General features: G+C 63.9%; 24 protein-coding genes. 5 read left to right on the top strand and 19 right to left on the bottom strand.

All coding sequences use genetic code 11. The features are described 5' to 3' along the window. Positions 1-30 precede the first annotated feature (30 nt). The 10 genes from AABQ55_RS08725 to AABQ55_RS37740 form a co-directional block, all read right to left on the bottom strand. Complete coding sequence (locus tag AABQ55_RS08725) at positions 31-981, bottom strand: ketopantoate reductase family protein (RefSeq protein ID WP_272804733.1); 951 nt, start codon at positions 979-981, stop codon at positions 31-33. A gap of 42 nt (positions 982-1023) precedes the next feature. Next, on the bottom strand, positions 1024-1923 hold the full coding sequence (locus tag AABQ55_RS08720) for an NAD-dependent epimerase/dehydratase family protein (protein WP_272804732.1): 900 nt from the start codon (positions 1921-1923) through the stop codon (positions 1024-1026). A 131-nt stretch (positions 1924-2054) separates the two neighbouring features. Beyond that, entirely contained in the window at positions 2055-2900 is an 846-nt protein-coding gene (locus tag AABQ55_RS08715; RefSeq protein ID WP_272804731.1) for a transporter substrate-binding domain-containing protein, read from the bottom strand. 61 nt (positions 2901-2961) lie between these two features. Continuing rightward, positions 2962-3621 carry an amino acid ABC transporter permease gene (locus tag AABQ55_RS08710; protein WP_272804730.1) on the bottom strand — a complete coding sequence of 220 codons (660 nt, stop codon included), beginning with the start codon at positions 3619-3621 and terminating at the stop codon, positions 2962-2964. Positions 3622-3626: 5 nt separating this feature from the next. After that, positions 3627-4295, bottom strand: a complete 669-nt coding sequence (locus tag AABQ55_RS08705; RefSeq protein WP_244767689.1) for an amino acid ABC transporter permease — start codon at positions 4293-4295, stop codon at positions 3627-3629. Beyond that, positions 4292-5488: a Gfo/Idh/MocA family protein gene (locus AABQ55_RS08700; RefSeq protein ID WP_244767690.1), complete on the bottom strand. Its 1197-nt coding sequence runs from the start codon at positions 5486-5488 to the stop codon at positions 4292-4294. Before AABQ55_RS08700 ends, AABQ55_RS08705 begins: the two co-directional genes overlap by 4 nt. A 41-nt stretch (positions 5489-5529) precedes the next feature. Further along, a complete protein-coding gene (locus tag AABQ55_RS08695; protein ID WP_272804729.1) occupies positions 5530-6531 on the bottom strand; it encodes a Gfo/Idh/MocA family protein in 1002 nt (333 codons plus the stop codon). A 153-nt stretch (positions 6532-6684) separates the two neighbouring features. Continuing rightward, complete coding sequence (locus tag AABQ55_RS08690) at positions 6685-7551, bottom strand: sugar phosphate isomerase/epimerase family protein (RefSeq protein WP_272804728.1); 867 nt, start codon at positions 7549-7551, stop codon at positions 6685-6687. 34 nt (positions 7552-7585) lie between these two features. Next, complete coding sequence (locus AABQ55_RS08685; protein WP_263194237.1) at positions 7586-8497, bottom strand: NAD(P)-dependent oxidoreductase; 912 nt, start codon at positions 8495-8497, stop codon at positions 7586-7588. Between the two features lie 338 nt (positions 8498-8835). Then, positions 8836-9003, bottom strand: a complete 168-nt coding sequence (locus tag AABQ55_RS37740; RefSeq protein WP_443021089.1) for a hypothetical protein — start codon at positions 9001-9003, stop codon at positions 8836-8838. A gap of 101 nt (positions 9004-9104) precedes the next feature. Between AABQ55_RS37740 and AABQ55_RS37735 the strand changes: the two genes are divergently transcribed. Beyond that, positions 9105-9248, top strand: coding sequence for a hypothetical protein (locus tag AABQ55_RS37735; protein WP_443021088.1), 144 nt, complete (start codon positions 9105-9107; stop codon positions 9246-9248). Positions 9249-9730: 482 nt separating this feature from the next. Here the strand turns inward: AABQ55_RS37735 and AABQ55_RS08675 are convergent, their stop codons facing one another. From AABQ55_RS08675 to AABQ55_RS08660, 4 genes are all read right to left on the bottom strand, one after another. After that, positions 9731-10990, bottom strand: coding sequence for a CaiB/BaiF CoA transferase family protein (locus tag AABQ55_RS08675; RefSeq protein WP_272804727.1), 1260 nt, complete (start codon positions 10988-10990; stop codon positions 9731-9733). 33 nt (positions 10991-11023) lie between these two features. Then, the gene (locus AABQ55_RS08670; protein ID WP_272804726.1) at positions 11024-12112 is read right to left on the bottom strand and encodes an ABC transporter ATP-binding protein; all 1089 of its coding nucleotides are present in this window, start codon (positions 12110-12112) and stop codon (positions 11024-11026) included. Continuing rightward, positions 12105-13775, bottom strand: a complete 1671-nt coding sequence (locus AABQ55_RS08665) for an ABC transporter permease (protein WP_244767696.1) — start codon at positions 13773-13775, stop codon at positions 12105-12107. Before AABQ55_RS08665 ends, AABQ55_RS08670 begins: the two co-directional genes overlap by 8 nt. Positions 13776-13947: 172 nt before the next feature. After that, on the bottom strand, positions 13948-15039 hold the full coding sequence (locus AABQ55_RS08660) for an ABC transporter substrate-binding protein (protein WP_272804725.1): 1092 nt from the start codon (positions 15037-15039) through the stop codon (positions 13948-13950). 430 nt (positions 15040-15469) lie between these two features. Here AABQ55_RS08660 and AABQ55_RS08655 point away from each other — a divergent pair, with 430 nt between their 5' ends. Genes AABQ55_RS08655 through AABQ55_RS08640 form a run of 4 tightly spaced genes read left to right on the top strand, consistent with a single transcriptional unit; the run spans position 15470 to position 19838 of the window. After that, positions 15470-16591, top strand: a complete 1122-nt coding sequence (locus AABQ55_RS08655; RefSeq protein WP_272804724.1) for a mandelate racemase/muconate lactonizing enzyme family protein — start codon at positions 15470-15472, stop codon at positions 16589-16591. Between the two features lie 42 nt (positions 16592-16633). After that, entirely contained in the window at positions 16634-17803 is a 1170-nt protein-coding gene (locus AABQ55_RS08650) for a mandelate racemase/muconate lactonizing enzyme family protein (RefSeq protein ID WP_272804723.1), read from the top strand. Positions 17804-17836: 33 nt separating this feature from the next. Next, positions 17837-18829, top strand: coding sequence for an NAD(P)-dependent oxidoreductase (locus AABQ55_RS08645; protein WP_272804722.1), 993 nt, complete (start codon positions 17837-17839; stop codon positions 18827-18829). A 46-nt stretch (positions 18830-18875) separates the two neighbouring features. After that, positions 18876-19838 (top strand): hydroxymethylglutaryl-CoA lyase, encoded by a 963-nt coding sequence (locus AABQ55_RS08640; RefSeq protein WP_272804721.1) that lies wholly within the window; start codon positions 18876-18878, stop codon positions 19836-19838. 15 nt (positions 19839-19853) lie between these two features. On the opposite strand, the gene AABQ55_RS08635 is transcribed toward AABQ55_RS08640, so the two are convergent. The 5 genes from AABQ55_RS08635 to AABQ55_RS08615 form a co-directional block, all read right to left on the bottom strand. Beyond that, the gene (locus tag AABQ55_RS08635) at positions 19854-20756 is read right to left on the bottom strand and encodes a LysR family transcriptional regulator (RefSeq protein WP_272804720.1); all 903 of its coding nucleotides are present in this window, start codon (positions 20754-20756) and stop codon (positions 19854-19856) included. A gap of 130 nt (positions 20757-20886) precedes the next feature. Then, positions 20887-22134, bottom strand: a complete 1248-nt coding sequence (locus tag AABQ55_RS08630) for an MFS transporter (RefSeq protein WP_272804719.1) — start codon at positions 22132-22134, stop codon at positions 20887-20889. Positions 22135-22161: 27 nt separating this feature from the next. Continuing rightward, a complete protein-coding gene (locus AABQ55_RS08625) occupies positions 22162-23904 on the bottom strand; it encodes an ABC transporter permease (RefSeq protein WP_272804718.1) in 1743 nt (580 codons plus the stop codon). A 171-nt stretch (positions 23905-24075) separates the two neighbouring features. Further along, complete coding sequence (locus AABQ55_RS08620) at positions 24076-25200, bottom strand: ABC transporter substrate-binding protein (RefSeq protein ID WP_272804717.1); 1125 nt, start codon at positions 25198-25200, stop codon at positions 24076-24078. Between the two features lie 31 nt (positions 25201-25231). Continuing rightward, a complete protein-coding gene (locus AABQ55_RS08615; protein ID WP_272804716.1) occupies positions 25232-26350 on the bottom strand; it encodes an ABC transporter ATP-binding protein in 1119 nt (372 codons plus the stop codon). Positions 26351-26360: the final 10 nt, after the last annotated feature.

Here is a 26360-nt window from a genome sequence, read left to right as displayed (position 1 = left end):
AGGGAGACGGTGGAACGAGCAGGCGGCGGCCTACCCTGACACGCCCGCGGCGGTCTCCCGCTTTTCCTGCTCGACGCGATGAATGGCGGCCGTCACCGTGGTGTTAAGCGGGGTCGGGACACCGTATTGCGCGCCGAAGGCCGAGATCGCCCCGTTCATGAAGTCGACCTCCGTCTTCCGGCCGGCGGCAAGGTCGATGCACATGGAGGACTTGTGCTCGTAATTGTGGACGTCGGTGCCCTGGCGCACATAGTCGTGCGGATCGTCGCCGCCCGGCAGCCGTACGCCCTTGGCCTTCGCCACGGCGATCGCCTCGGCGCAGCAGGCGATCATCGCCTGGCGGATTCCGGGAATGTCGCCGGCCGCGCGGTTCGGCAGGTTGAGGATCGTCGCGAAGGGGTTGGTGCCGACATTGAGCAATGCTTTCTGCCATTTCACGGCCATGACGTCGTCCTCGACCCGGCATTCGAAATCCGCCGCCCGCAACGCTTCCGCCAGGTGCCGGGCTGGCCCCTGCCCCTCGGGCGTGAGCCCGCCGACGGCGATGCCGGCATGCGGGTTGGAATGTTTCACATGCGCCGGGCCGATGACGTTGCCGCCGAAATAGAGCGTTCCTCCGAGCGTGCGTTCCGGCCCGATCACCTCGGCGATCACCTCCTCGTTGCCCAGCCCGTTCTGGAAAGAGATGACGGCCCCGCCCTTAGCCAGATGCTCCCGGGCGATCATCGCGGCCGCGCGCGTCGAATGCGACTTCACCAGCGTCACGACGATGTCGAACCGCATGTCGGGCGCCGGCCGGTCGTGGATGGGAAGCGTGACGGTGAACGGACCGTCGTCCATCTCGATGGTCAGCCCGTTCGTGCGGATGGCGTCGGCGTGCTCGCGCCAGGTGTCGAACAACGTCACGTCGATGCCGGCCTTCGCCAGCCGCGCGCCGACGATGCTGCCCATCGCGCCCGCGCCAATGATCCCGATTTTCATGTCTGTCCTTTCCACATCCTAGAAAACGCCGTGAAACGCCGGTTAGCGGCCAACGCGGCGGCGATAGTGATTGATCGTGCGCCGCACGCCGGCTTCGAGCGGCGTTCGGGGAAGCCCCGGAAGGACCGTCTCGATCCGGTCGGGGGTGAGTTCGAAATAGGTCGAGATGGGCGGTCCCTCGGCGCGGATCTGCGCATCCGGAACATGTCGCCCGATCTCGCGGATGAAATCCTCCACGCTGGCCGTCTCGCCGATGAGGCTGAAGGCGGAAGCGCCCTTCGGCCGCGTCGCCACGGCCGTCTCGATCGCCGCCGCGACGTCGTCGACGAAGAGCATGTCGGATGCGCCCGTCAGCCCGATCACGTAGGGACGCCGCTCCGCCGCCGCCCGGCAGGCAAGCGTGAAGCCGGCGGAAAGGCCCGTGTCCCGGCCGGGGCCGTAGACCGTGAAGGGCCGCAGCCCGATGCTGGAAAGCCCCTCTTCCCGGAAGAAGGCGCGGGCATTTCCCTCGTTGGCCAGTTTGTAGGTGCCGTAGTGGGTCACGGGAAATGGCGTGTGGCCGTTGTCGGGGCCGAACACCGCCGCGCTGCTGGCGTAGACGACGAAGCCGGCTTCCGTCGAAAGGGCGGCCCTGAAGACGTTCAGCGTGCCGATGACGTTGACCATGGCACCGGCGACCGGGTCGGCCATGCAGGCCGGCGTCTGAAGACCGGCGAGATGGACGATCGCCGCGCATCCCCTGGCGGCCTTTTCGACCGCCGCGGCGTCCGTGATGTCGCCGCGCGTCCATTCCACTGCGTCGGCGGCGGCCACGTCGACCTCGTCGGGGATGCGCCGGTCCGAGCGGATGTCGAAGGCGCGCACGGCGACGTCGGCCGCGATGAAACGACGGATCGCCCATGCCCCGATGAACCCTCCGGCTCCTGTGATCAAGACGCGCATTGAGGCAGCACTCCCTCCGCCGCGCCGCATATGCGACATGTCGCGGGCGTTACGTTCGGGTTGGAGCCGCCGGACCGGCCCCGCATTCCGCGGGCGTCCTCCGGCGGCTTCCTTCTTCCATGCGGCTCGGATCAGAACGGAATGCCGTCGAGCTTGGCCGGGAATTCCGGCAGGTCCTCCTGTAGCCAGCGCTGGCTGACCTCGTTCAGTCGGCCGTCCTTGATGATCCCGTCGATGAAATCATTGGTCCAGGCGAGGAATTCCGGATCGCCCTTGCGTAGGCCCATGCCGGTCCATTGGGTGGTGAGCACGAACTTCTGTTCATAGTCGTTGTCCGGCTTCACCTTGTTGATGTTGGCAATATAGGTGTTGTTCCCACCTATCACCGTGACCTGTCCGGAGAGCAGTGCCTGCGCGGTCGCCGCATCGTCGTCGAAGCGCTGCATCGTTGTGTCGGACGGTACGTTCTCCGTCAGGATCTTGTCCTGGTTGCAGCCGCGGCAGACGCCGACATTCATGCCCGCAAGATCGGGAAAGTCCTTGATCTCCATGGATTTCGGCGCGATCACGATGTTGCGCAGTGTCGAATAGGGCTTAGAGAACTGCACGACCTCCGCGCGGTCGGGATACATGCCGAGAACGGCGATCAACACATCGACGCGCCCGGTCTGAAGCTGCGCGATCCGGTTCGGCGTCGTGACGCGCACGAACTCGACCGGCACCTTGAGCGCCTCGCCCATCAGCCGCGCGACGTCGGCGTCATAGCCGGCGTTCTCGCCCTTCTCGTCAATGAAGCCCCATGGCGGGTTTTCCGCCTGGATGCCGACGATCAGCTTTCCCCGGGCTGCGATGTCCTCAAGCGTGCCGGCCGAGGCTTCGGTCGGCGAAAGGCCCGGCATGAGGCAGGCAAGCGCGATGGCCGCTATGCCCAGTTTCACGAGGGGACGCTGCAGGTACTTCAAGAGATTGCAAAACATTTTCACTCCTCCACTTGGTTATTTTTGACGTTCGAATAGGTTTATTTCCTTCATGAACGCATCACCGGTCTGCGAGCGCATATTTGCTTTCCAGATGCTTGCTGTAACGGGACAGGGGCCAGCACAGGGCAAAGTAGATCGCCCCGACGACCGTGTAGACCAGCAGCGGCTGCCAGGTGGCGTTCGAGATGATCTGCCCGGCGCGGGCGAGTTCCGTAAAGCCGATGATTGCCGCCAGCGACGTACCCTTGATGAGCTGCACGAAGAAGCCGACCGTCGCAGGAAGCGAAATGCGGAATGCCTGGGGCAGGATGACGTAGCGCATGCGCGTCCAGTAGGAGAGCGCCAGCGCGGTCGCCGCCTCCGTCTGGCCCTTCGGCACGGCCTCGATGCAGCCGCGCCAGATTTCGCCGAGAAAGGCGCTCGCATGCAGCGTGAAGGCGATGGCGGCAGCCGTCCAGGGGCTGAGCTCGAAGCCGAGCAGGCCGAGGCCGAAATAAACGAGAAAGAGCTGCATCAGGAGCGGGGTGCCCTGGAATAGCTCGATGACGCCCTTGGCGAAGTATCGGCGGAGCGGCCCGTTCGCCACCCGCGCCAGCGCGATGGCGAGGCCGCCCGGCACCCCCCCGGCGAAGGCCACCAGCGAGAGGCCGATCGTCCACCACAGGCCGGTCAGCAGGAAAAGGAATTCATTGAAACCAAAGTCACGAACAGTAAGCATTGTCCCTACCTCGTCGGATAAGAAAACAAATAGCCGTACAGAAAGTCGAATATTCGCGATAAGAGAAATGTCAGGATGAGATAGACGATCGTGACGACGAAATAGATTTCGAAACTTCTGAAGGTCATCGTCTCCAATGACTGCGCGACATAGGTCAGCTCATTCGCCGAAATGGAGGCGACGACGCTCGACGTGAGCATGATGAGGATGAACTGGCTCGTGAGGGCCGGATAGATCGCCCGCATCGCCGGCTTGAAGATCACATAGCGGAATACCTGTAACGGACGCAGGCCAATAGCGAGCCCCGCCTCGATCTGGCCCTTGCTGATCGATTCAACACCACCCCGGATGATTTCCGTCGCATATGCCCCGACATTGATGGAGAGCGCGATCACCGCCGCCGTATTGGGCGACATGCGGATGCCGAGCGTCGGCAGACCGAAATACAGCAGGAATATCTGCACGAGGAAGGGTGTGTTGCGGACGATTTCGACATAGGCGAGCGAGATCGCCGAAACTCCCCAGAAGCGTGAGCGCCGCGCCAGAACCATCGCGAGCGCGATGAGGAGGCCGAGCACCATCGCCGTGATGGAGAGGCGGATGGTGAGCCAGGTCCCTTCCAGGAGGATCGGGTAGTTGCGGAGGACGACGCCGAAATCGAACTGATAGGTCACGGCCCGGCCTCCGCGATCGGGTTCTTCGCAAGCGGCGCCCAGCCGCCTTCCTTTCGAGACCGGGCGCAGGCCTCGACCCAGGCGAGGCCGTCGACGCCGTCCTGAATGCCGGGATAATGCAGGCTGACCGCCGGCGGCGCGACACCGGCGATCTCGGCGGCGAGCACATCAGCAAAATCGCTGTAAATGCTCGAAAAGGCCTCGCGGAATCCCTCGGGATGATGCGGGGGCGAATGGATGGAGTGGCTGGCGAGCGGCAGGAGACCCTCCGTGGCGCGCCCATAAACCTCCAGCGGCTTGCCCTGCCGGGTGTGGCGCAGCACATTGGGCAGGCCCTGCTCCCATTGCAGGCCGCCCTTCTCGCCATAGACCTCGATCCCGAAGACCTGCGGCGCGCCGGTCGCGGCCTTGGTGAGGGAGAGCGAGACGCGGAGGTCCCCGGCGAGCCGGCCGAGGATGACGGCGGTATCGTCGAACCGGCGGCCCTTGAGCGCAGGCCCCATATCGGCGAACACCGTCTCGAACGGTCGGCCGGTGACATAGGTCGCCAGGTGATGCGCATGGGTGCCGATGTCGAGCAGAAGGTTCTCCGCCCCGCCGCGAGCCGGATCCAGCCGCCATTGCAACTGCACGGGAAGGTCGGGCTGGTGCTCGACCAGACTGCTGAGATTGCCCTGAGCGTATCTGACCTCGACGAGATGCGGCGCGCCGATCACGCCAGCGGCGATCATCGCCCGCGCCTGGCGCACCATCGGATAACCGGTGTAGTTGTAGGTCACCATGAAGCGGCGGCCGCTCTCGCGCACCTTCTGCGCCAGCGCCAGCGCGTCGTCCAGCGTGTTGGCCACCGGCTTGTCGCAGATGACGTGAAAGCCGGCGTCCAGCGCGGCGATCGCCGATGAGACATGGCTGTCGTTCGGCGTCATGATCGCGACGACGTCGATCGGGTCCTGCCGCTCGCGCTCGGCATTCAGCATATCCGAAAGACTGGCATAGGGTCTGGCGATCCCGAGCTTGCGGCCCAGTTCCACGGCCTTCTCGCCGTTGCTGGAGAGCACGCCCGCGATGATCTCGTAGCGGTCGTCGAGGCGCATCGCGATGCGGTGCGTCGCCCCGATGAGCGAACCTTCGCCTCCCCCGACGAGCCCTACCCGCAGCCGTCGGCCGATCATTTCCACCGTCGCATTCAGCATCAACTGGTCCTCCCTCGTGATGCAGCTCTGCCTGCCAAGCGTCACCCCGCTCTGGCGAAAACCTCCACGGGCGTGCGCGTCTGCAATGAATTCAGGGCGGCTTCGGCAAGCGCCTGCGCCGCCAGTCCGTCATGGTGCGTGGCGATGTCCGCTTCGTCGCCCTCGGCGAAGTCGACGAAGCGGTCGAGTTCGCGCTCGTACGCCTCGCGGTAACGCTCGGCGAAGGTCGCCTTGGGCCGGGCCGAAAGCCAACCGTCCGCCGTACCGCAAGCGACAGTGTCGGCGGAAACGTTCCCCACGACATAGGTCGCCTTCGTCCCGAACACCTCCACCCGCTGGTCGTAGCCGAAGGCGGCGAAGCGCCCGTTGCAGATGCACACCAGCGCGCCGGAGGCCGCGGTAAGCGTCACCATGGCCGAATCGATATCGCCAAGCGCCCCGATCCGCTCGTCGATCATGCAGCCGCCGACGGCGTAGACGCTGGCGATCGGCTCGCCGAGAAGGAACCGGGCCACGTCGAAATCATGGATTGTCTGATCCCGGAACAGGCCGCCGGACTGCCGGATATAGTCGGGCGGCGGCGGCGCCCAGGAGCGCGAGGCGATGCACAGCTGGAAGATCCTGCCGGCCTCTCCCGACTGCACCCTCCTGCGGACCTCCGCAAAACCCGGATCGTAGCGCCGGTGAAATCCCATCATGCAGCGCGCGTCCGCGGCGTCCAGCCTTTGCGCGCAGGCCTCCGCCTCGGCGAAATCGAGGCTGACGGGCTTTTCGCAGAGGATCGGCTTTCCCAGCGGCGCGAGCGCATTGAGGAGCGCGGCGTGGGTGTTCGTACTGCTCGCGACGATGAAAGCGTCGGTCTGGCCGGCGGCCATCGCAGTGTCGGCCGCCACAGGCTGTCCGCCATAACGATCGGCGAGCCGCGCCGCCGCATCCGCATCGGGATCGACGACGAAGGCGAGCCTGCACCGCAGGTTCGCCGCGATGTTGCGCGCGTGAACCTCGCCGATCCGTCCCGCGCCGAAAAGGGCGATACGCATCATGACGCGACCTCCTCGCCGAGGCCGCCGCAAAGATGGGCACATGCTGTTCTCATCGAGCCTCCTCCCCGAAACCCGGTCGCCGTCCGTGGCCCCCTCCTGCGGAGCCCCGGACAGTATTTGCATCCTGCGACAGCTTTTCAGCGTAGCGCGCCATCAGCCGAAAATCGTCTTGAACCGCCCGATGGCCGCGTGAAAACCATCCTCGAACGTACCGCCGTCCGGGCGGTAGACGCTTTCGTAGGAGATCACGCCGTCATAGCCGTCCGCCTTCAGCGCCTTGGCCATCGGCCAGAACTGGTCGGCCAGAAGGCCTTCGCCGATATTACGCACTTCGAGCGTGGCCTTGGGCGTATCCACAAAAATATCCTTGATATGGATATGGCCGAGATACTTGCCGCGGATGAGCTCGTAGCCGTCCGGATAGGCGCGCTCATGCGCCCAGCAATTGTTGGCCGGATCCCACAGCACCTTGAGATAATCGCTGTTGATCTCGTCGAGCAGTTTTCGCGCCGTCCAGCAGGAGTTGATCATCGTGCCGTTGCCGGTCTCGACGACCAGCATCATACGTTCCTCCTCCGCCAGGCGCACGGCCGGCTCGATCAGCGGGCACAGGGCATCCCAGGCGCCTTTGGCGACGTTCCAATGGTCGGCGCCGTTGCGCCCGAACAGGATCGTCTCCTTGCGGCCGCTGAAGATGCGCACCAGTGGCGAGCCAAGCTCCTTCGCCGTTGCGATGCAGCGCTTCAGCGCGTCGAGATTCTGCTGATAGACCGGATCGCTGGTCTTGGTCGCCATGGTCACGTTGCCGGAAAAGATGTGCCGCGAGATGCACGACACCTTGAGGCCGTTCCGCTCCACCAGTTCCTTCAGCCGCCGGATTTCGCCGGCGTCGAGATCGCCGATCTCCTTGTCCCAGACATATTGGAATTCCGCATAGTCGAGCCCCGCCTCCGCCGCGATCCGCAACGCATATTCGGGATCCCGGCTGATGCCGTCGGTGATAACGCCCAGTTTGGCCATGGTGATGTTTGCTCCGGTGTCTTTCGTCTGTTGGCTAGCGGGTGACCGTCGCGCCGACGATCTCCTCGAGGATCTTCGTCACGGCCCAGTTGTCTTCGCCGGGAAAGCGCGTGATGCCCGACTGGAAGAGCTGCATGGCGGCGGCCGTGGTGAACATCGGCACGCCGAACTCCCGGGCATGATCCATGGTGATCGTCAGGTCCTTGTACATCGTGCCGATATGGCTGCCCGTGCCGACAAAAGCCCGGTCGAGGATCTTGCCGTAGGCGTTGCGGGTGATGTTGTTGCCCGCCCCCGAAGCGCTGAATACGTCGTAGAGGACCTGGCCGGAAATGCCGGATTTCGCGCCGAGCACCGCGGCCTCGAAGGTCGCCGTGAAGATCGAACCGATCAGCGCCTGCAGGCATGCCTTGACCGTCTGCCCATCGCCCGCGTTCGCGCCGACCCGGAAGATCTTTTCGCCCACCGCTTCCAGAATGGGCTGATGCACGTCCAGCACCTCCGGCGCGCCCGCGGCCATCATCGTCAACGTGCCGGCCTGCGCGCCCGGATAGCCGCCGCTGACCGGTGCATCGATGAGGTGGATGTCGTGTTTCTTGAGACCGTCGGCGATCTCCCGCGCCTCGGACGGCTTGATGGTCGCGGTGAGGATTACGGTCGATCCCGGTTTGAAACCGCTGACGAGGCCATCCGCGCCGAACACCACGTCCTTCGCCTGCTGACCGTTGAGGACCATTACGAAGACGGCGTCCGATGTCTTCGCCACCGTCGCGGGACTGGCCGCAGGCCTGCCGCCCATCTCCGACAGTGCTGCCAGCCGATCTTCCCTAAGGTCGAACCCTGCGGTTTCAAAGCCGGCTTTGACAAGGTTGCGCGCGAGACCACTTCCCATGTCGCCAAGACCGATCACGCCGACTTTCTTCATCCCGACCTCCTCCCGTCGCATGATGGCATCTTCTGATGCGATCTATCGACATCACTACATATGATGCTACCTCAAGTCAACATCATATGATGTTTCTGTTTTAAATCGATCAACATCATATGATGTTCTGTGCTTTCCGTGCTCCTTGACTTGCCGCGCAACCGCTCCATCCACCACGTCGGCTACTAGGCGAGCACCCGCAAGGCCAATGAACATCCCAAAGAGGCAATCGGACCATTCTGATGTTTCTCTGATGCGGTAGTGATGGGCAAACCCATCATTCTCACGACAGCGGAACGAAGAGGTGATTATGCGTTCTGAAGACATTTCCGGCACTGTTTCGTTGAACCGATGCGCTCTTAAAGGCGCGCGATGTGAAAGCCAGCTGCACCCCTGGTCACGGTCCATTCTTCCTCGCCCTCGGCCGCCGCCAAGGCTTCTTCCACACCCTTGCGGCTCAGCAAGCCCGCGTCCTCCAGCGTCTCAATGTCGGGCAGGCCGCCCAGCGTCTGCAGGGAGAAGGCCAAAAGGAAGATGCTTCGTCGGGACATAGGTGTATGTAGGAGCGCCAGGCGTCGGGCTGCGCGGGCCGGAGACGAGAACGTTGGCGTTGCAAAGGCTAGCGATCATGTCGCGGCTGACCTCCTTGCCGAAATTCTTCGACGTGTCGCTGCGGGTGGTCGGCTGGAAGTACGCGACGGTCATCAGCACCGTGGCCCCGAAGTCGGACAGCCCGTCGCCGGGCGGCGCATCGGATCCTGCGACGCTCTGATGGTACAGGCATAGACCGGTCGGCTTTGGTGCTGCCAGCCACCGACAAAAAGACGTTTTCGTAGGGCCGCTCGAAGAGCCGCGTCACACTCCCGGCGGGAGGCGATGCCGTGCGCCGAAGCCGGCATGGCATCCTCCTCGAGCAATTTTTCAATGGCCGCTCCTGCCCCTTCGTCCATGGCGAGGCAGACGGCCCGCGTAACGAGGGTCGCCCGCGGCACAGAGCCGTGGCGTTCCGCCATCAGGAACCGCACGGGACGGTGCCATTTCAGCATCACGGCGATCAGCAGGTCAGTGAGCGCCCACAGTAAGGACGGATAGGGATATCGCCTTCTCAGGCAGTACTCCACAAGTTAACGGGGCAATTCGTATTGGATGTCCTCGATGAGCGCTACCAGTTCAGAGTCCTCGATCTTCAGAACTCCTGCTGTGGACGATGACAAAGCATGCTTTCCGAGGATCGACCGCCTTTCCATCCCTCGGCTATGCGAGTATTTGCGCCCCAAGCAGCCTCTTGACATCCTCGTCACTGAGACCATGACGCGTTGCAAGTTCATGCGTGTGCTCTCCGAGAGTCGGCGGCTGCATGCGTATGCCAAAGGCCAGCTCATCGACGAACATCGGCAATCTAGGAAGCTTCGCAGTGCCGCCGCGCACCAGGCTAGTCTCCACCAGCCAGTTGTTGGCGTTCAGGTGCGGATCTTCGAAGAGGTCGCCGGGCGTGGCAACCGGTGCGGCGGGAATGGCATTGGCGACCAGAATGTCCATGAAGGCCTGCCGGCTGTATCCGGCGGCGATCCCCGCGATGATGGCCTGCAACGCCCCGTGCTCGGTAAGGCGCTTTTCATTTGTCGTATAACGGGGATCGGTGAGAAGCGCCTCCTGGCCGAACGCCTTGCAGAATGCCGCCCAATGCCGGTCGCTTGTTATGCCGACAAAGACGATTTCATCGTCTCCAGTGCGAAACGTCTCGTAGATGGCCCACGATCGGCCGCGCACGGGCATGGGCTTGGCCGGTATGCCGGTCGCCGCCTCGCCCGCCATATGCTGGCCCACCAGGAACGCGGCGGTTTCGAACAGGGCGCTTCCGACCTTCGCGCCGAGACCGGTCCTGTCGCGTTGCCTGAGGGCGGTGAGAATGGCCATTGCGCCGAAGACGCCACCGAGGATATCGACGATCGAAGCGCCCGCACGCATGGGTTTTCCGGGCTCGCCGGTCATATAGGCCAAGCCGGCCATATACTGGACAACCTCGTCGAGAGCGGGGCGGGTCTCGTAGGGGCCGGGCAGGAAGCCCTTGAGCGTGCAGTAGATCAGGCGGGGATTCAGTTTCGAGACCTCCTCATAGCCCAGTCCGATGCGCTCGGCCGTGCCCGGAGCATAGTTCTCGACAAGGACATCGGCATCGCGGATCATCGCGTGCGCGAAAGCACGCCCCTCTTCCGACTTGAGATCGATGCCGATGGATTTCTTGTTCCTGTTGAAATAGGCGAAGGTGCCCGCGACGAACCCTTTCAGGTTTCGCGTCCGGTCTCCCAGGGGCGCAGGCTCGACCTTGATGACTTCGGCCCCGAGGTCAGCCAGGACCAGTCCGCAGGACGGCCCCATGATCGTATGACAAAACTCCAGAACCCTGATGCCCGAGAGTGGCAAATCCACCGTCGCCGCATCGGCGTCTGCCGGGGACTGAGATTGGTCCGACATTTTCATTTCCTTCTGTCTGCGCAGTATGTCTTGCGTCATGGTCTCTTCGTTGGTCCGGGCGGCCGCACCCGCCTAGCTAGCGGCCTCGGGGGCATCAAAGATCCAGAGGTGTTCCGGCTGTATTTCCAGCCAGTGATCCTCGCCGGAAATCTGCCGTTCGCCGTAGACACGCAGCAGCGAGGGTCCGAACCGGAAGAAATGCTCCCACCGGCTGCCGCCGAACATGGAATGAGCGAGGGGAAGCGGGAACCGGTTGGGGCCGCTACCGGCGCCGGCGACCTGAATGCGTTCGGCGCGGACGACCGCCACGACGGCACTTCCGACACGGTAATTTCCGCGCGTCTCGCCGACCAGCTCGATATCGGAGGCCTCGCAGCGAATACGGGTGCGCCCGCCTTCCAGGATTTCGACGACCGTACCGAGGATCCGGTTGTTCGTGCCGAAGAACTCCGCGGAAAAGATGTTGGCGGGATTGTTGTATATGCCGACCGGCGTATCCTCCTGCACCACGTTCCCGTCGGACAGCAGGATGATCCGGTCGGCGAGCGCCATGGCCTCCGCCTGGTCGTGGGTCACCATGACCGCCGACAGCTGCAGATCGACGATCAGGCTGCGCAGCCACGCCTTGGCTTCGTCCCTGAGCTTGGCGTCGAGGTTGGACAGCGGCTCGTCGAGGAGGAGAACCGGCGGCTTGTAAACGAGCGCGCGCGCGATCGCGACCCGCTGCTGCTGGCCGCCGGAAAGCTGGTGCGGGAAACGTTCGGCAAGGCCGGAAAGGCCGAGTTCCTTGAGCGCGTCATGAGTGCGCGTCGCTATCTCCAGCTTGTCCACCCCGCGCAGCTTCAGACCGTAGGCGACATTGTCGAACACACTGCGATGCGGCCAGAGGGCATAAGACTGGAAAACCAGGCCGAGGTCGCGTTTCTCCGCGGGAACATCGAGCCGGCGATCGCCCTGGAACAGGACTTTCTCGTCGATCCGGATGGAGCCGAGCTGCGGGGCTTCAAGGCCGGCGATCGCCCGCAGCAGCGTAGTCTTGCCGCTTCCCGAAGGACCGAGCAGGACCACGACCTCCCCGCGCCCCACCTCAAGCGAGACGCCCTTCAATATCTTGAATGCGCCGAAGCTGACGTGAAGATCTCTGATAACCAGATTACCCATGCAAGCGAACTCCAAAACGGAATGCAGTAATCACGCCGATGCCGATCAGGACGAGATTGATGACGGCGAGCGCCGCCACCTGGTTCATCGAGCCCGTCTCCGAAAGCGTGACAAGAAGTGCGCCGATCACCTCGGTGCCGGATGTGAGCAGATAGACGCCGGTCGAGTATTCCCGTTCGAACATCAGGAACACGAGAAGCCAGCTCGTCAGCAGCCCCACACGGATGAGGGGCAGGGTCACGTCGAACATCGCCCGCCGGCGGGTCGCGCCGATGCTGACCGCCGCCTCCTCCAACTCCTTGCCGACCTGGACCAGCGAACTCGAAACCAGACGCGCACCATAGGGAAGCCAGACCACCGTATAGGCCAGCCAGATGCTGAAAAGCGTCGCGCGAAGCGGTGCCAGGGGGCTGATGAACAGGAACACCCACAGGAAGGCAAGGCCAGCGAGAAGCCCCGGAATGGCGCGCGGAACCAGGATCAGATAATCCATTAGATGGGTCCACTCGTCATTGCGCCGGTGCGCGGCAAAGGCGATCGCTGCATAACAAGCGACGGCAAGGCCGCCGCCGACCACGCCAATGAGCACGCTGTTGCGAATGCCGCGAACCAGCACGGGCTCGCTGAAGACGAAGCGGAACTGGTCCAGCGTCAGCACGTCGAAGAGATTGACGTTCGGCCCCCAATACGTGACGAAGGCGCGCAGCGTGATGCCGGAGATCGGCACGATGACGGTCACGGCAAGCCAGGCGAGCGCCAGCATCAGGGCGGGATAACGCCAGGCGCCAAGCGTGAGCGGCCTCTGGCGCGCCGCCTTGCCCCGCACCGTCACGAACTTGTCCGCCACCTTAAGATAATGTCGCTGCAGCATCACCAGCGGGAAGGTCAGGAGGACGATCAGCACGGCGACCGTCGCCATGAGGTGATAGGCGGGGACGCCGAGGCGGGTGGTCAGCTTATAGAGATAGACCGCGAGCATGCTGAAATTGTTCGAGTTGCCCAGAACGAGGGCGAGGCCGAACATCTCCACGCCGGCAAAGAAGACCAGCACTGCGCTGAACATCAGGGCCGGTGCCACGAGAGGCAGGTTGACGTCGAGGGCGACCCGCAACGGGCCGGCGCCGGTGGTCCGCGCGGCCTCCTCGACATCCGAGCCCACGCCCTTGAGGGCGGTCGAGACATACAGGAAGACGTAGGGAACATGGCTCAGCCCGCCGATCACGGCAATGGCGACCGGCGAATAGATGTTCCAAGGCGCGACGCCGAAGAGCTGCTTCGACCAGACGGTGTAAAAGCCCACCGGGCCGGCCGCGACGACGTAGCCGAGCGCGAGAACCACGGGGGACACGAGAATAGGCACGAGGATGAGCGGCTCCAGAACGCCGCGTCCCGGTATGTCGGTGCGAGCGACGAGGAGCGCCAGCAAGGCGCCCAGCGGCAGGGCCACGACCAGCATGCCCGTCGCCACGAGCAGCGAGTTCCGCAAGGCAACCCAGAACTCCGGATCCCTCAGGACGAAGCCGAAGGCGTCGAGCGTGAAATGCGAATCCGCATGGAAGAACGGGCCGGACAGAACACTCTGGTAGAAGAGAATTCCAAGGGGCAGACAGACAGCGCCTGCCGTCACCAGGATGACCACCGCCCGCGATGGGTTCATTACCATGAAAAATTTCCCTGTTTATGCTGCGCCGAAGACCTTTTGTCCTGCGCGCGTCTTGAAAGCGGCATTCCGAACGCCAGCGGTCGGCACATCGCCGAGGTCCCGTTCCGGCGATACCGGGACGGGACTGGTTCCATCCGCATGAATGTGAGGTCTCATGCGGCGCGCCGGATCCTCACTGGCCCGCGCTCAGCGAGCTCTTCCAGGTGTTGAGGAATTCGAGCCGCTTGTCCTGGTCGAGAAATTCCAGCAATCCCGGACCCATGACCGGCGGCTTCAGCCGGTCGCCATAGGCCTTGGTCAGGTCTTCCCGGGTCATCGGTCCGGTCACGTCGTCGCGGAGCGAGTGGAATCCCATCCCGTCGATGATCTGCTGACCGCGCTGCGAGAGCATGTAGTCGAGGAAGAGCTTTCCGGCATTGGGATTCTGCGCCTTGGCGGTGACGAAGGCCATTCGGGACGCGATGACGAGATAATCCTGCGGGAAGACGATGCCGAGGCTCGGATTGTCGCGGCCGTAGGATGACGCATGGCTCGGCTGATTGTAGCCGAACACGTTCTCGCCCGAAGCGATGCTCTCGATCATTTCGCCGGTGCTGGAATAGAACCGGGAGGACGCCGCGCCGAGCGCCCTTGCGAGCGTCCAGAATTCGGGAAAGATCTTGCTGTCCTGCGTGATGGCGAAAAAGCCGAGACCGGCCGTCTCGATATTGTAGGAGGCGATGCGCCCGCTGAACGTATCGAGGTTCTCGGTGATCAGCCGGGCGATGTCGGCATGCGTCTGCGGCACCTGCTCAGGCTTCAGCGCATCCTTGTTGTAGGCGAAGATCATCGGTTCGAATGTCGTCCCGTATGCGCCCTTGCCCTGCCAGACGGCCCAGTCGGGAAGATGCGCGCTTTCGGGAGACGCATAATCCAGCGAGTGGCCGTCCGTGACGAGCTTGGCCTGGAGATCCAGCGCCGAGCTCCAGAGCACGTCCGCCGATTGCGCCCCGCCGGCGGCCTCGCTGATGAAGCGATTGTAAATGACCACGGTGTTGAGGTCGTTGAGCTCCACCGTAATACCCGGATACTCCGCCTGGAAGCCCTCGATGAGCGGACGCAGCGTCGTCGTGCTCAGCGGCGCGTAGAGGACGACCTTACCCTCGGCGGTCGCCGCATCGACGATGGCCTGATAGTCTGGCGGATAATAGTCGGGAAATGCCGAAAACGCGGAGGCCGGCATGAGAGCCAGACCCGTCGCGATCATTGCCGAATACCACTTCATATATTCCTCCCAGAAAATGTTCTATGTGCCGGACCGAGCGACCTGCCTGTGCTTTGAACGGCGTCCCTCCGCATACGTCCGTCTTCTGCGCGCATCGTGCCTTCAGTTCGCAGAAGACACAAACACAGACGGGCAGTCCGGCACGGTCGCTTCGCCACCGGATGACCGTATGGGATGAGCAAATAGGCAGCAAATGCGATAATCGCGGCGCGGTCATAGCTAGGCGTTATGACCTCTCGCAGGATAGCGCCGCCCGCCGCAGGATCGGGGGAGCGGAGCCGGGACAGGCGCGGCCATACCCTGGCGTTATGACCGCGCCATAAATATTTAATTTGAAGCACAATCACGCGTCTTGTTAGGTCCCATCACCTCACGATCCGCTTGCAGGCCCCAGCGGCCGGGCTCGTGACAAGGAGGAGGAGAGACTGACATGAGCGTGATAGCGGCGATCGAAGCCTGTACCGTCAATCTGCCGCTTGCCAAGCCGGTCCAGTTGTCGACACGCCGCATCGAGAAGCGCTGGTATACTCTCGTGCGGGTGCGGTGCACGGATGGCAGCATCGGCATCGGCATCTGCCATGGCGGCACGCGCTATGGAGGGCTGGCCACGACGGCGGTCAGGGAACTGTTCAGCCCCCTCCTCGCCGGCGAGGATCCGCACCGCACGGAAGGCCTGTGGCAGGCCATGTACCAGGACTCCCTTCTCAACGGGCGGACCGGCGCGGTGATGCGGGCGCTGAGCGCGGTGGACATCGCCCTTTGGGACCGGAACGCGAGGAAAAGCGGCCTCCCGCTCTGGCGTTATCTCGGCGCAGTGTCGAAGGGCACGATCCCGACCTATGCGAGCGGCGGCTATTATGCGGAAGGCAAGACCCCCCAGGATCTTGGCGACGAGGTCGCAGGCTATGTGGCGGCGGGGTTCAAGGCCGTGAAGATCAAGATCGGCGCGGCCGCCCCCTCGGTCGACCTCGCGCGGGTCGCCGCGGCCCGCGCCGCCCTCGGCGACGACGGGCTACTGCTGCTCGACGCCAACAATGCATGGAACAACCTCGCATCGGCGCTCGAGGCGTTGAGGCCCATGCTCGACTATCGTCCGTTTCTCATCGAGGAGCCGTTCGGTCCGGACGACAACGACAATCACGCCCGGCTGGCTGCGGCCTTGCCCGTATCTATCGCGACCGGAGAGTTGGTCGCCGGACGCTGGGGGCACCGGGAACTGATGGAGCGCGCGCGCATCACCGTTCTCCAGCCCGACGTGGCGGTTTGCGGCGGCGTCACCGAATTCCGCAGGATCGCCGCGACGGCGGCAAGTTCGGGCGTCGCGATCGCCCCGCATTCGCTTCAGGACATTCACGCGCATCTTGTCGCCTCCACACAAAACGCCCTGTTCCTCGAATATTTCCCGGACGATTCCATCGTGCCGGTCGGAAAGCTTTTCGACAGGCGCCTGCATCTGCACGGCGGAAACGTCGACCTGCCACAGCAGCCGGGTCTCGGCTTCGATTTCGACGAGGATGCCGTGTCGCACTTCCAGGTTGACCCCTGGTCATAGCGTATCAAACGTCGGCGCTGCGTTTTTCAGGGAAGAGAAAACATGAAAATCAAAGACATATCTTCGATCACCGTCGATAATTTCCGCACCAACTGGGTTTTCGTCGTCGTGACGCTGGAGGATGGCACGCGCGGTTATGGAGAATCGACGCTGATCGGCACGGAAACGGCTGTCGCCGCCATCATCGCCCTATGGAGCGAACGGCTCATCGGACAGTCGGTCCTCGACGCCGCGGTCATCCAGGCAAACCTGCAACGGGAAAGCTACTGGCTGACGGGACCGGTCATGTCGGCTGCCCTTAGCGCACTCGATATCGCCATATGGGATGCGAAGGCGCGAGCGCTCGACGTCCCGCTCTATGCCCTTCTCGGCGGGCGCGTCAGAAGCCGCATCCCCGTCTATGCGAACGGCTGGTATGTCGGCGCGAAAACACCGGCCGAGTTTGCCGCAAAGGCCGTCTCGATCGTCGATCGCGGCTTCCGCGCCCTCAAGTGGGACCCTTTCGGCAAGGCCTACCAGACGATGAACCGCGGGGATATCAACGCCTCGATGGAATATGTCGCTGCGGTTCGTGCCGCCGTCGGGCCGGATATCGACCTGATGATCGAGGGGCATGGCCGTTTCAACGTCAATACCGCAATCGAGATCGGCCGCGCGCTGGAGGAATTCAGGGTCAGCTGGTTCGAGGAGCCGATACCGCCCGGCCGGCCGTTCGAGATGGCCGAGGTGCGCCGAGCGGTCAATGTTCCGATTGCCGCCGGCGAACGGTGCTACTCGCGGTTCGACGTCGCCAGTCTCGTGCAGGCGCGAGCCGTCGACGTCCTGCAGCCCGATATCGTCCATATCGGCGGATTCAGCGAGATGGTGCTCGTCAACGGACTGGCCGACAGCCTCAGCCTGCCGATGGTCCCGCACAATCCCAACGGCCCCGTCTGCCATGCCGCATCCATGCACATGGCGATGGCCTGGGACGCGATGGGCTCCCTGGAGATCATGGTGACGGACGTGCCATGGCGCCGCCGCATCGCCGACGAGGGCTGCACGTTCCGCGACGGCTGCCTCGAACTGTCGGACCGGCCCGGGCTCGGTCTGAACCTCGATCTCGACGAGGCGAGAAAGTTCCCTTACCAGCCGCATGCGCTGCGCCATTTTTCCGGCACGCTCACCAATATCCGTCCCTCGGACGCGGAGGCTTGGTATGACGCCGCGTGACGCAAGGATGCCGCCGTTCCGGAGCCGTGCATGATGAGCGGGATCACAGTCGGCCTGTTGATGCCGCACAATCCGGAGGTCCAGACCATCATCGCGGCGGCGACGCCGCAAACATGGACGCTGGTTTCGAGCGACGGGGCGGCCGGAAGCGGCCGCTTCCATGAAAGCGCTCCCCTCTTCGACTACCTGATCGTCTATGGCGAGAAGCTCGACAAGGCGCTTTTCGAGCGTGCTACCCGCCTGCGGATGATCCAGAAGTTCGGCGTCGGTTCCGATGACATCGATACGGCGGCCTGCGCCGCGCGGGGCATCGCACTGGCCGTATGCACGGTCGGAAGCGACAGCGCCGTCGCCGAACACGCCATCGCGCTGATCCTCGCGGCCCTCAAGCGCATTCCCGATCTCGATCACGGCGTGCGCCGCGAACGGGCGTGGCCGCGCTGGGAATATCGAGGCCGGATCCGCCAGCTGGCGGGAAGCACCGTGGGCGTCGTCGGCTACGGCGGCATAGGCCGGGCGACAGCATGGCGGCTGAGAACGCTCGGCGCCCATGTCCTGGTGCACACGCGGCGCGAGGTCGACCTTGCCGCGGACGCGTTCGACAGTTCCGCCTGCGAATTCGGATCGCTGCGCCATACGCCGCATGTCGAGAGGCTGTTCGACGAGGCCTCGATCGTGAGCCTTCACTGCCCGCTCACCCCCCAGACCCGGGGCATGGTGACGGAAGACCTCCTGAACCGGCTCGGCCCGGAGGGGATTCTCATCAACACCGCGCGCGGCGCCGTCGTCGACGAGGACGCGCTGACGCGCGCCCTTGCCGAAGGGCGGCTCGGCTTTGCCGCGCTCGATGTCCTTGCCGCCGAGCCGCCGCCGGCGTCCCTGCCCCTCCTGTCGCTGTCCAACGTGATTGTGACGCCCCATGTGGGCGGCGGCGGCCTCGATGTGATCCGGGCGAAGGCGGCATTCGTGGTGGCCAATATCGAGGATCATCGCGCCGGGCGCCCTGTCCGGACGCAGATTTTATAAAACCGTACACGGCCGGCCGGGCCAGCCCGTGAAGATGGAGAGACCCATGACGCTTCCCAGCTCGGTGGTGATTTCGGAAGAAGGCCCGCGCGAGGGCTTCCAGATCGAGCCCGGCCCCATCGCGGCCGCCGACAAGATCGCGCTGATCGATGCCCTCGGCCGGACGGGGCTGAAATACATACAGGCCGTTTCCTTCGTCAATCCGAAGCGCGTGCCCGGCATGGCCGATGCCGAGGAGGTGGTCGGCGGGATGACCCTTACCCCTGGCGTCGAGTATTCGTCGATCTGGTTCAACGAGATCGGCCTGCTGCGCGCCTGGGCGCTGCGCGACCGGCTGACGATCGCAGGCAAGATCCGCGCCTATCCTTCCGATGCCTTCCTGAAGAAGAACCTCAATCGCTCGCATGAAGAGCATCTGGAATATACGCGCTATGAAATAGGCCGCTACAAGGACATGGGGATACCGGTCAGCGAGGCATCGGTCACCGCTGCCTTCGGCTGCAACTTCGCCGGAGAGATTCCGGTCGAAAGGGTTCTTTCAGAAATCGGCGCCCTCAAGGCGCTGATCGTCGAGCACGATCTGCCGATCAATGTCGTCTCGCTTGCCGACACCATGGCCTGGGCGACGCCCAACACGATCAAGCGCGTCGTCGGCGCCGTTCAGGACCGTTTTCCCGAATTCGATGTCAGCCTCCACCTGCACGATACGCGCGGCATGGCCATCGCCAATGCCTTTGCGGGGCTGCAAATGGGTGTCGTCTATTTCGACGCGGCCGTCGGCGGGCTCGGCGGCTGCCCCTTCGCGGCCCATCGCGGCGCGGCCGGCAATATCAGCACGGAGGACCTGGTCTTCATGTGCCACGAAATGGGGATCGAGACCGGGATCGACCTCGACGCCCTGATCGAATGCGCCTTGCTGGCGGAACGGATCGTCGGCCATCCCCTGCCCGGACAGGTGATGCGGGGCGGTACGCTGGCAAAGTTCCGCGAAGGCGCCCGGTCGAGATAGCCTTCTTATGCTTGCCTACGACAGGCCGGCACAGGCCTGTCTGTCGGCAAACTCATGAAGCTCCTTGATGAGCGCCGCGGTCAACCGGGAAATCGACGGCATTTTCCGATAGATCACCAGCGGCGTGATCGAGACCGCCGGGCGGAACGGGCGCACGACGACGTCCGGCAGAACATGGGAAAGGTGCAGCAGCGGCGGAACGATCGCCGTGCCCATTCCGCCATGCACCAATGACAGGGCGACGATGGAATGATCGCATTCCACATCGATGGTCTTGCCGGGAAGCACGGTCCGGAACAAGCTGCGGACCGCGCCGCCCGGAGGGGTCGTCCGGTGAAACGATATGATCCTTTCGTCTTCCAGATCGGCGGCATGAATTTCTGACTTCATCGCCAGCGGGTTGTCGGCTTTCATCAGGCAGATGAGATCCATGGCGCACAGATCCTCAGCGACGATCGAAGGATCCTTGACCGGGCCGTAGAGGATACCGACATCAGCCTGGTGCAGGGAGACGCGCGTGGTGACCTGGGTCGTCGTCAGGACCTTCACCGACAATTCGACGCGCGGCCGGTCCTTCATGAAATGGGCGACGGGCAAGGGCAGGAACGTGGCGGCCAGATTGGGCGTCGCGGCGATCTGCATGCGGCCCGACAGGCTGTCGCGGAAATCGAGAGCCGCCTGCCTGACCTTGCTGATGTTGTCGAAGATGGTCTCGGCGATGACGAAGAGATGGTTGGCCTCTTCCGTCGGATGGATTCTGCCGCTGCGCCTGATGAACAGCTTCATGCGCAGCTGGTCTTCCGTGTGGCGCAGGATGCGGCTCACCGCCGGCTGCGATATGCCCAGCATCTGCGCGGCGCCGGTGACGCTGCCGGTGCGCATGATTGCCCAGAAGACCTCAAGCTGCCGTATGTTCATCGTTCCTCCCGAACGGGTCGAGCCGTCGTTTTCCATGAGCCCGCCCCGTTTTCGCACGGATGGAAGCCGCTGTATTCCCGCAAATCGCTTGTGCCCGCAAACGGACCCCCGTCTCGCTCTCCTCGTGCGACTACGCTCCGCCCTCCTCTTCCAGCGACGCAATGATGTGTTCGCGCTGGGGAAACGCCCAGCAACAGCCCCCCAGCAACAGCGCGGCCCCGGCGACGACCGGCCACCGCAATCCGAATTGCGCGGACGCCAGGCCCATGCCGAGCGCTCCCAGCGCCGGACCGCCACGGAAAATCAGGCCATAGATGGCGAGCACCCGACCGCGCATTTCCGCTTTGACGGAAAGCTGTATCGCGGTCTGGGCCGAGATCGACGCGCGGGCCATGCCAAAGCCCGCCACCACCAGTGCGGGCACGGCGATCCAGAGCGAGGACGTCGAGACGAAGACGAGGATGGCAATCGCAAGCAGCGCGGCGCTGGCGACGATCATGCCGACGAGCGCGCGCGGGGAGGCCTGGGCGTTGATGCTGAGGCCTGCGAGCATCGCCCCCACCCCCATGGACGCGGTCAGGATCGCCAGGCTCGTCGATCCCGATCGGAAGACATCGGCAGCAAAACCCGGCAGGAGCTCGACGATCGGCCGGCCGCCGACGCTGACCGCGATCAGTGTCACCAGCAGCACCCGCAGACCGGCATTGGTGACGAGATACCGCAGCCCCTCCGCCATTCGCTGCATGAAATTGCCGGACCGGGCGGCCGGCAGATTATCGGACACGATATCCAGTTTCGACAGGATGACCAGGAACGCGATGAACGACACGGCATTGGAGGCGAACACGATCGAGGGGCCGGACCAGTACAGCAGCAGGCCGGCGACTGCCGGGCCGATGAACCGGGCGAGGTTGAAGACGATGGAATTGATGGCGACCGCAACCGGAATGTCGGCCCGCGGGACAAGGGAGGGAACAAGGGCAAGCCGCGCCGGCTGGTCGAAGGCCGATACCGTTCCGAGGAACAGCGTCAGCGCGAACAGCAGCCAGATATTGATGACGCCCGTCACGGTCGCACCGAAGAGCAGCAATGCATGCGCCATGGCCGCCCTCTGCGTGACATTCAGAATGCGCAGGCGATCCCTTCTGTCCGCCAGCGTGCCGGCAAAGGGCGCCGCCACGACGGTCGGAAACAGGTCCGAGAATGCTATCAGCCCCAGCCAGACACCCGATCCCGTCAGCTCCCAGGCAAGCCATCCGACGGTCAGGCGCTGCATCCAGGTTCCGACGAGCGATATCGCGTTGCCGGTCGCATAGAGCCGGTAGTTGGGATGCCGGAGCGCGGAAAGGATCGCAGAAAGGCTGGAGCGCACGGTCATCGCCCGCCGCCGCTCTGGAGAAAGACCTTAGCCACCGAATTTCACCCCGAAGAGCGAGCGTGCGCCATATATGAAGAACATCGTGAGGATGATCTGCACAGTGGAGAGCATCGCGACCATTCCCATGTTGCCGTTTGCCCAATACAGCAGCAACGAGGCCCCCAGCACCTCGTTGCCCGGCGTGAACAGAAAGACGGCGGTCGTATATTCCTTCAGGCAGAAGACGAAGATCAGGGCGAAGCTGGAGAACATGGCCGGCTTCATCAGCGGCAGGACGATCGTCCTCGTCGTGCGCCACCAGTCCGCGCCGATCACCCGGGCGCTGCTGTCGAGCTCCTTGCCGATCTGCATGAGGCTTGGCGACAGGGCCCCGAAGGCGAGCGGAATGAAGCGCATGATATAGGCCAGCATCAGGATCCAGATGGTGCTGCGCAGCCAGCCCATCGGCGGGATGATCACCATGGCATAGAAGAACCCCATGCTGGCCACGAGCCCCGGAATGGCGCGCGGCAACAGCGCCACATATTCGAAGCTCCGGTGGAAGCGGAACTGCGAACGGTGAACCACGACGGTAATCATGGCGACGAAGAACGTCCCGATCGCCGCCCCGAGTGCGGCGATGACGAGCGTGTTGACGATGGCCCGGATGTTGGATTCGTACGAGAAGGCCGCGACGATGTGCCTCGACGTGAAATAATGCCAGAAAGGCGCGAGCGGCGTAAGGACAGACACGCTCGCCCGAAGGAACAGGATGCCGAGCGGGACGCCGATGAAAATCACCGCATAGGTAAAAAGCAGCAGGAATGCCGGCCAGCGGAACAGGCCGAGTTCCACGGTGCGCCGCCGGCTGGCCTTACCGCCGACGGTGACGAAGCGGCGCGAATTGCGCAGCATCCGCCGCTGCAATGTCAGAAGCAGGAAGATGACGACGATGAGGAACAGCGCCGCCGTCGAAACGATGCCGTAGTCCGGCCGCGCCGCGGCGAAGCCCTGGGTATAGAGCAGCGTCGCGAAGAGGTTGATGCCGGCCGGCTCGCCGAAGACGAGCGGAATGGCCAGCATTTCCAGCGCGCCGGTGAAATTCAGGATGATGCTGTAGAAGATCGCCGGCAACAGCAACGGCAGGGTGACCGCCCAGAGCGTGCGGAACGGACCGGACCCGCAGGTCCGTGCGGCATCCTCGAGCGTCGCCTCGGAGAGCGCCGTCGACGCCGAGCAGTAGAGGAAGGTCAGCGGCGCGATCGAGACGCCGGCGATGAGCGACATACCGCCGAGCGAATAGAGGTTCCACGGCTCGACGCCGAGAACGGACTTTATCATCAGCGTGATGTATCCGGCCGGGCCGTAGACGATGAACCAGCCGAAGGCCATGACGAGATGCGAAATGAAGATCGGCCAGAGCAGTAGCCCGCTCAGGAACCGTCGCCCCGGCATGTTCGTCCGCCCGATCAGGATCGCGGCGATGACGCCGATCGACGTGCCGATAAGGGTGGACAGCAGCGCGAAAACGAGAGTGTTCCAGATAGCTTCCAGGAACACCGGGGACGAAAGAAGCCGGATATAGTTGTCGAGCGTGTATTGCTGGCCGGTGTCATAGAGGGGCCGGTCGACAAAGGACTGGTAGATGATCGGCGAAATCGGCCCCAGGACGAGGACGATCGTGAAGGCGTAAAGTGCATATTGGATCAGTGTGGACCGGTCGATCCCGAAGGAGCGCGGCCGGAACGATGCGTTTGCCTGATCGGTGGTCCCGTCTGCGAACTGCGCCATGTGCAGGAATCCTCAATTTCCGCCGCTGAACTGCGAAGAAGCCCAGCGGAAACAGAGTGTCGGTAAAGGGGGAGTACCGGCCACGCCGGAGGTCCTCGTCGAGGCGGACGCTCCGGGCTGTCAGGCCCGGAGCATCGCGCTTTTCGCAGCTGGCCGGCAACGGAATGCCGGTCAGGCGATGCCGTTGGCCGCCTTCCACTTCGCGACGAACGTCTCGTATTGCTTCGGCATCTCGGGATCGTAACCGATGGGCAGGACGTTCGCCTCGCCGACCTGCTCGACGAACGAGGACCGGATGTCCGCACCGTCGAGCTCCTCCTGCCGGATGTCCATCCGCGCCGGTAGCTTGCCCGCGCTCGCATAGGCGATCTGGCCGTCGCGCGAGAGCAGGTAGTCCAGCATGAGCCGCGCGGCGTTCGGGCTCTTGCCGCTCTTCGTGATGCCAAGGCCGCGGACCGAAATCGGGCAGCCGTCGAGCGTATAGGAAATGCCCAGGATATCCGCCACGGAAGGGTCCTGGACGGCCACGCGCGCGCTCTGGTTGGCGGCGAGATAGGCGAGCGCATATTCCCCCGACAGGGTCTTCTCGATCATCGTGCCCATCGAGCGTTCATAGCGGGTCTGCGGTCCGACGACGCCATACCAGTCCCAGATCTTGTCGCCGTGGTGCTTTGCCAGCGTATAGTGCACGCTGTAGCCGAAGCCGGTGAGGTGCGCGCCGTAGCTGGTCAGCTTTCCGTTGAAGATCTCCGGATGGCTGCGCACGACCTCGACCATGTCCTCGAAGCGGGTCGGGCGCAGGTTTTCGGGCACCACCAGGCTGTTCCACATGAAGACCACCGGGTCGCCGCCGCCGGTGTAAAGGCCCGGATGGGGCGACGATGCGTGGTCCGCATAGGCCGGGGTTTCCGGCGATGCGTAGTCGAGCACCTCGTTGCGCGTAATCAGGTTGAGCCAGGCATCCGGAGCGGCGGCGAAGATGAGGCTCGCCGTCGGGCTGCCCGTGCCGACCTCGTTGAGATAGCGCTCGATGACGCCGTAGTTGTCGCCTTCGAGATAATCGACGGAGAGCCAGGGATAGAGTTTCTTGAACCCGTCGAAGAGCCGCGTCATCTGGGCCGGCGCGACACCGCCGTACATCAGCAGGTTGGGCTCCGAACGGGACGCCTCGACGATTTCCTGATAGCTCGCGGGATAACCGTTCGGCAGGGCCGCCTGGGCCCTCAGGATCGACGGGAACATGCCCGCCAGTGCACCGGCACCGGTCAGCGCCAGGAATTGTCTTCTTTCAAACATTGTGGTTCCTCCCTTGTTTTCATTTATACTGTCAGGCCGCCTCCTCGACCGCGGCCGCTTTGCCCGATGGCGCCGGTGCGTCGAAGAGGACGCAGGCTTCGGCGGGAATGTGGATGCTGGCGACCTGCGTGCCGGGCTCCCACTCGCATTCGATCCTCAGCGCGACATCCCCCAGCCGCGCCAGCACCATGTGACGTGCGCCCAGGAACGAGCGCGCCTCGATGTCGACCTCGAAGACATTTTCCGCCCCGGCCCGGGCGGCGTCCCGGGCAAACAGGATCTTCTCGGGCCGCACCGCGATCATCACCCTGCCCGACGTGCCCTCCGGCGGCGGCGAGGGTGTGACAAGCGTTCGCCCGCCATCGAGTTGCAGCCGCGTCGTCCCCTGCTCCACATGCAGGATCTCGCCGCTGAAAATGTTCGCGCTGCCGATGAAGTCGGCGACGAAGGGGCTTGCCGGCGCATGGTAGATGGCCGCCGGGCTGGCGAGCTGGACGATCCTGCCGCCGCTCATGACGGCGATCCGGTCGCTCAGCGCCAGCGCCTCGGTCTGGTCATGCGTCACGTAGACCGTGGTGACGCTGATCCGGCTTTGGATGTCACGCAGCCAGAGACGCGCCCGCTCGCGCAGTTTCGCATCGAGATTCGAAAGCGGCTCGTCCAGCAGCAGCAGGCGTGGCCGGTAGACGAGGGTGCGGGCGAGAGCGACGCGCTGTTGCTGCCCGCCGGACAGGGCGAACGGGTAGCGGTCGGCGTAGTCGCCCATCTCGACGAGATCGAGCACTTCCTCGATGCGCCGGTTGCGCTCTGCGGCGGGCACCTTGCGCAAGGAGAGCGGGAATTCCAGGTTCTTGCGAACGGTCATGTGCGGCCATAGCGCATAGGACTGGAAGACAAGCCCGATGTCGCGCCCTTCCGGCGGCACGAAAGTCGCGCTCGCACCGTCGAAGAAGACGTGGTCTCCAAGCGTTATCCTTCCGCCGTCAGGGCGGTCGAGGCCGGCGATGGCCCCGAGCGTGGTCGACTTTCCGCAACCGCTCGGCCCCAGCAGGGTCAGGAACTCGCCCTCCTCGACGGCCAGATCGATATTATCGACGGCGCGCACGGTCCCGAAGGTCTTCGTGAGTCGCTCGATTTTCAGCTGGACCATCGTCCACTCC

Source organism: Shinella sp. WSD5-1, from assembly GCF_963942435.1.
GTDB lineage: Bacteria > Pseudomonadota > Alphaproteobacteria > Rhizobiales > Rhizobiaceae > Shinella > Shinella yambaruensis.
The sequence above is the reverse complement of the archived record's forward strand: the minus strand, read 5'-3'. Positions and strand labels throughout refer to the sequence as shown.

Coding starts and splice junctions, on each gene's coding strand:
- AABQ55_RS08710 (WP_272804730.1), bottom strand. CDS start 3,621: ATGCTTACTGTTCGTGACTTTGGTTTCAATGAATTCCTTTTCCTGCTG.
- AABQ55_RS08715 (WP_272804731.1), bottom strand. CDS start 2,900: ATGTTTTGCAATCTCTTGAAGTACCTGCAGCGTCCCCTCGTGAAACTG.
- AABQ55_RS08675 (WP_272804727.1), bottom strand. CDS start 10,990: ATGACGCAAGACATACTGCGCAGACAGAAGGAAATGAAAATGTCGGAC.
- AABQ55_RS08725 (WP_272804733.1), bottom strand. CDS start 981: ATGAAAATCGGGATCATTGGCGCGGGCGCGATGGGCAGCATCGTCGGC.
- AABQ55_RS08625 (WP_272804718.1), bottom strand. CDS start 23,904: ATGGCGCAGTTCGCAGACGGGACCACCGATCAGGCAAACGCATCGTTC.
- AABQ55_RS08655 (WP_272804724.1), top strand. CDS start 15,470: ATGAGCGTGATAGCGGCGATCGAAGCCTGTACCGTCAATCTGCCGCTT.
- AABQ55_RS08695 (WP_272804729.1), bottom strand. CDS start 6,531: ATGATGCGTATCGCCCTTTTCGGCGCGGGACGGATCGGCGAGGTTCAC.
- AABQ55_RS08660 (WP_272804725.1), bottom strand. CDS start 15,039: ATGAAGTGGTATTCGGCAATGATCGCGACGGGTCTGGCTCTCATGCCG.
- AABQ55_RS08620 (WP_272804717.1), bottom strand. CDS start 25,200: ATGTTTGAAAGAAGACAATTCCTGGCGCTGACCGGTGCCGGTGCACTG.
- AABQ55_RS08690 (WP_272804728.1), bottom strand. CDS start 7,551: ATGGCCAAACTGGGCGTTATCACCGACGGCATCAGCCGGGATCCCGAA.
- AABQ55_RS08670 (WP_272804726.1), bottom strand. CDS start 12,112: ATGGGTAATCTGGTTATCAGAGATCTTCACGTCAGCTTCGGCGCATTC.
- AABQ55_RS08720 (WP_272804732.1), bottom strand. CDS start 1,923: ATGCGCGTCTTGATCACAGGAGCCGGAGGGTTCATCGGGGCATGGGCG.
- AABQ55_RS08700 (WP_244767690.1), bottom strand. CDS start 5,488: ATGCTGAATGCGACGGTGGAAATGATCGGCCGACGGCTGCGGGTAGGG.
- AABQ55_RS08615 (WP_272804716.1), bottom strand. CDS start 26,350: ATGGTCCAGCTGAAAATCGAGCGACTCACGAAGACCTTCGGGACCGTG.
- AABQ55_RS08685 (WP_263194237.1), bottom strand. CDS start 8,497: ATGCGACGGGAGGAGGTCGGGATGAAGAAAGTCGGCGTGATCGGTCTT.
- AABQ55_RS37735 (WP_443021088.1), top strand. CDS start 9,105: ATGTCGCGGCTGACCTCCTTGCCGAAATTCTTCGACGTGTCGCTGCGG.
- AABQ55_RS08640 (WP_272804721.1), top strand. CDS start 18,876: ATGACGCTTCCCAGCTCGGTGGTGATTTCGGAAGAAGGCCCGCGCGAG.
- AABQ55_RS08635 (WP_272804720.1), bottom strand. CDS start 20,756: ATGAACATACGGCAGCTTGAGGTCTTCTGGGCAATCATGCGCACCGGC.
- AABQ55_RS08650 (WP_272804723.1), top strand. CDS start 16,634: ATGAAAATCAAAGACATATCTTCGATCACCGTCGATAATTTCCGCACC.
- AABQ55_RS08630 (WP_272804719.1), bottom strand. CDS start 22,134: ATGACCGTGCGCTCCAGCCTTTCTGCGATCCTTTCCGCGCTCCGGCAT.
- AABQ55_RS08645 (WP_272804722.1), top strand. CDS start 17,837: ATGAGCGGGATCACAGTCGGCCTGTTGATGCCGCACAATCCGGAGGTC.
- AABQ55_RS08665 (WP_244767696.1), bottom strand. CDS start 13,775: ATGGTAATGAACCCATCGCGGGCGGTGGTCATCCTGGTGACGGCAGGC.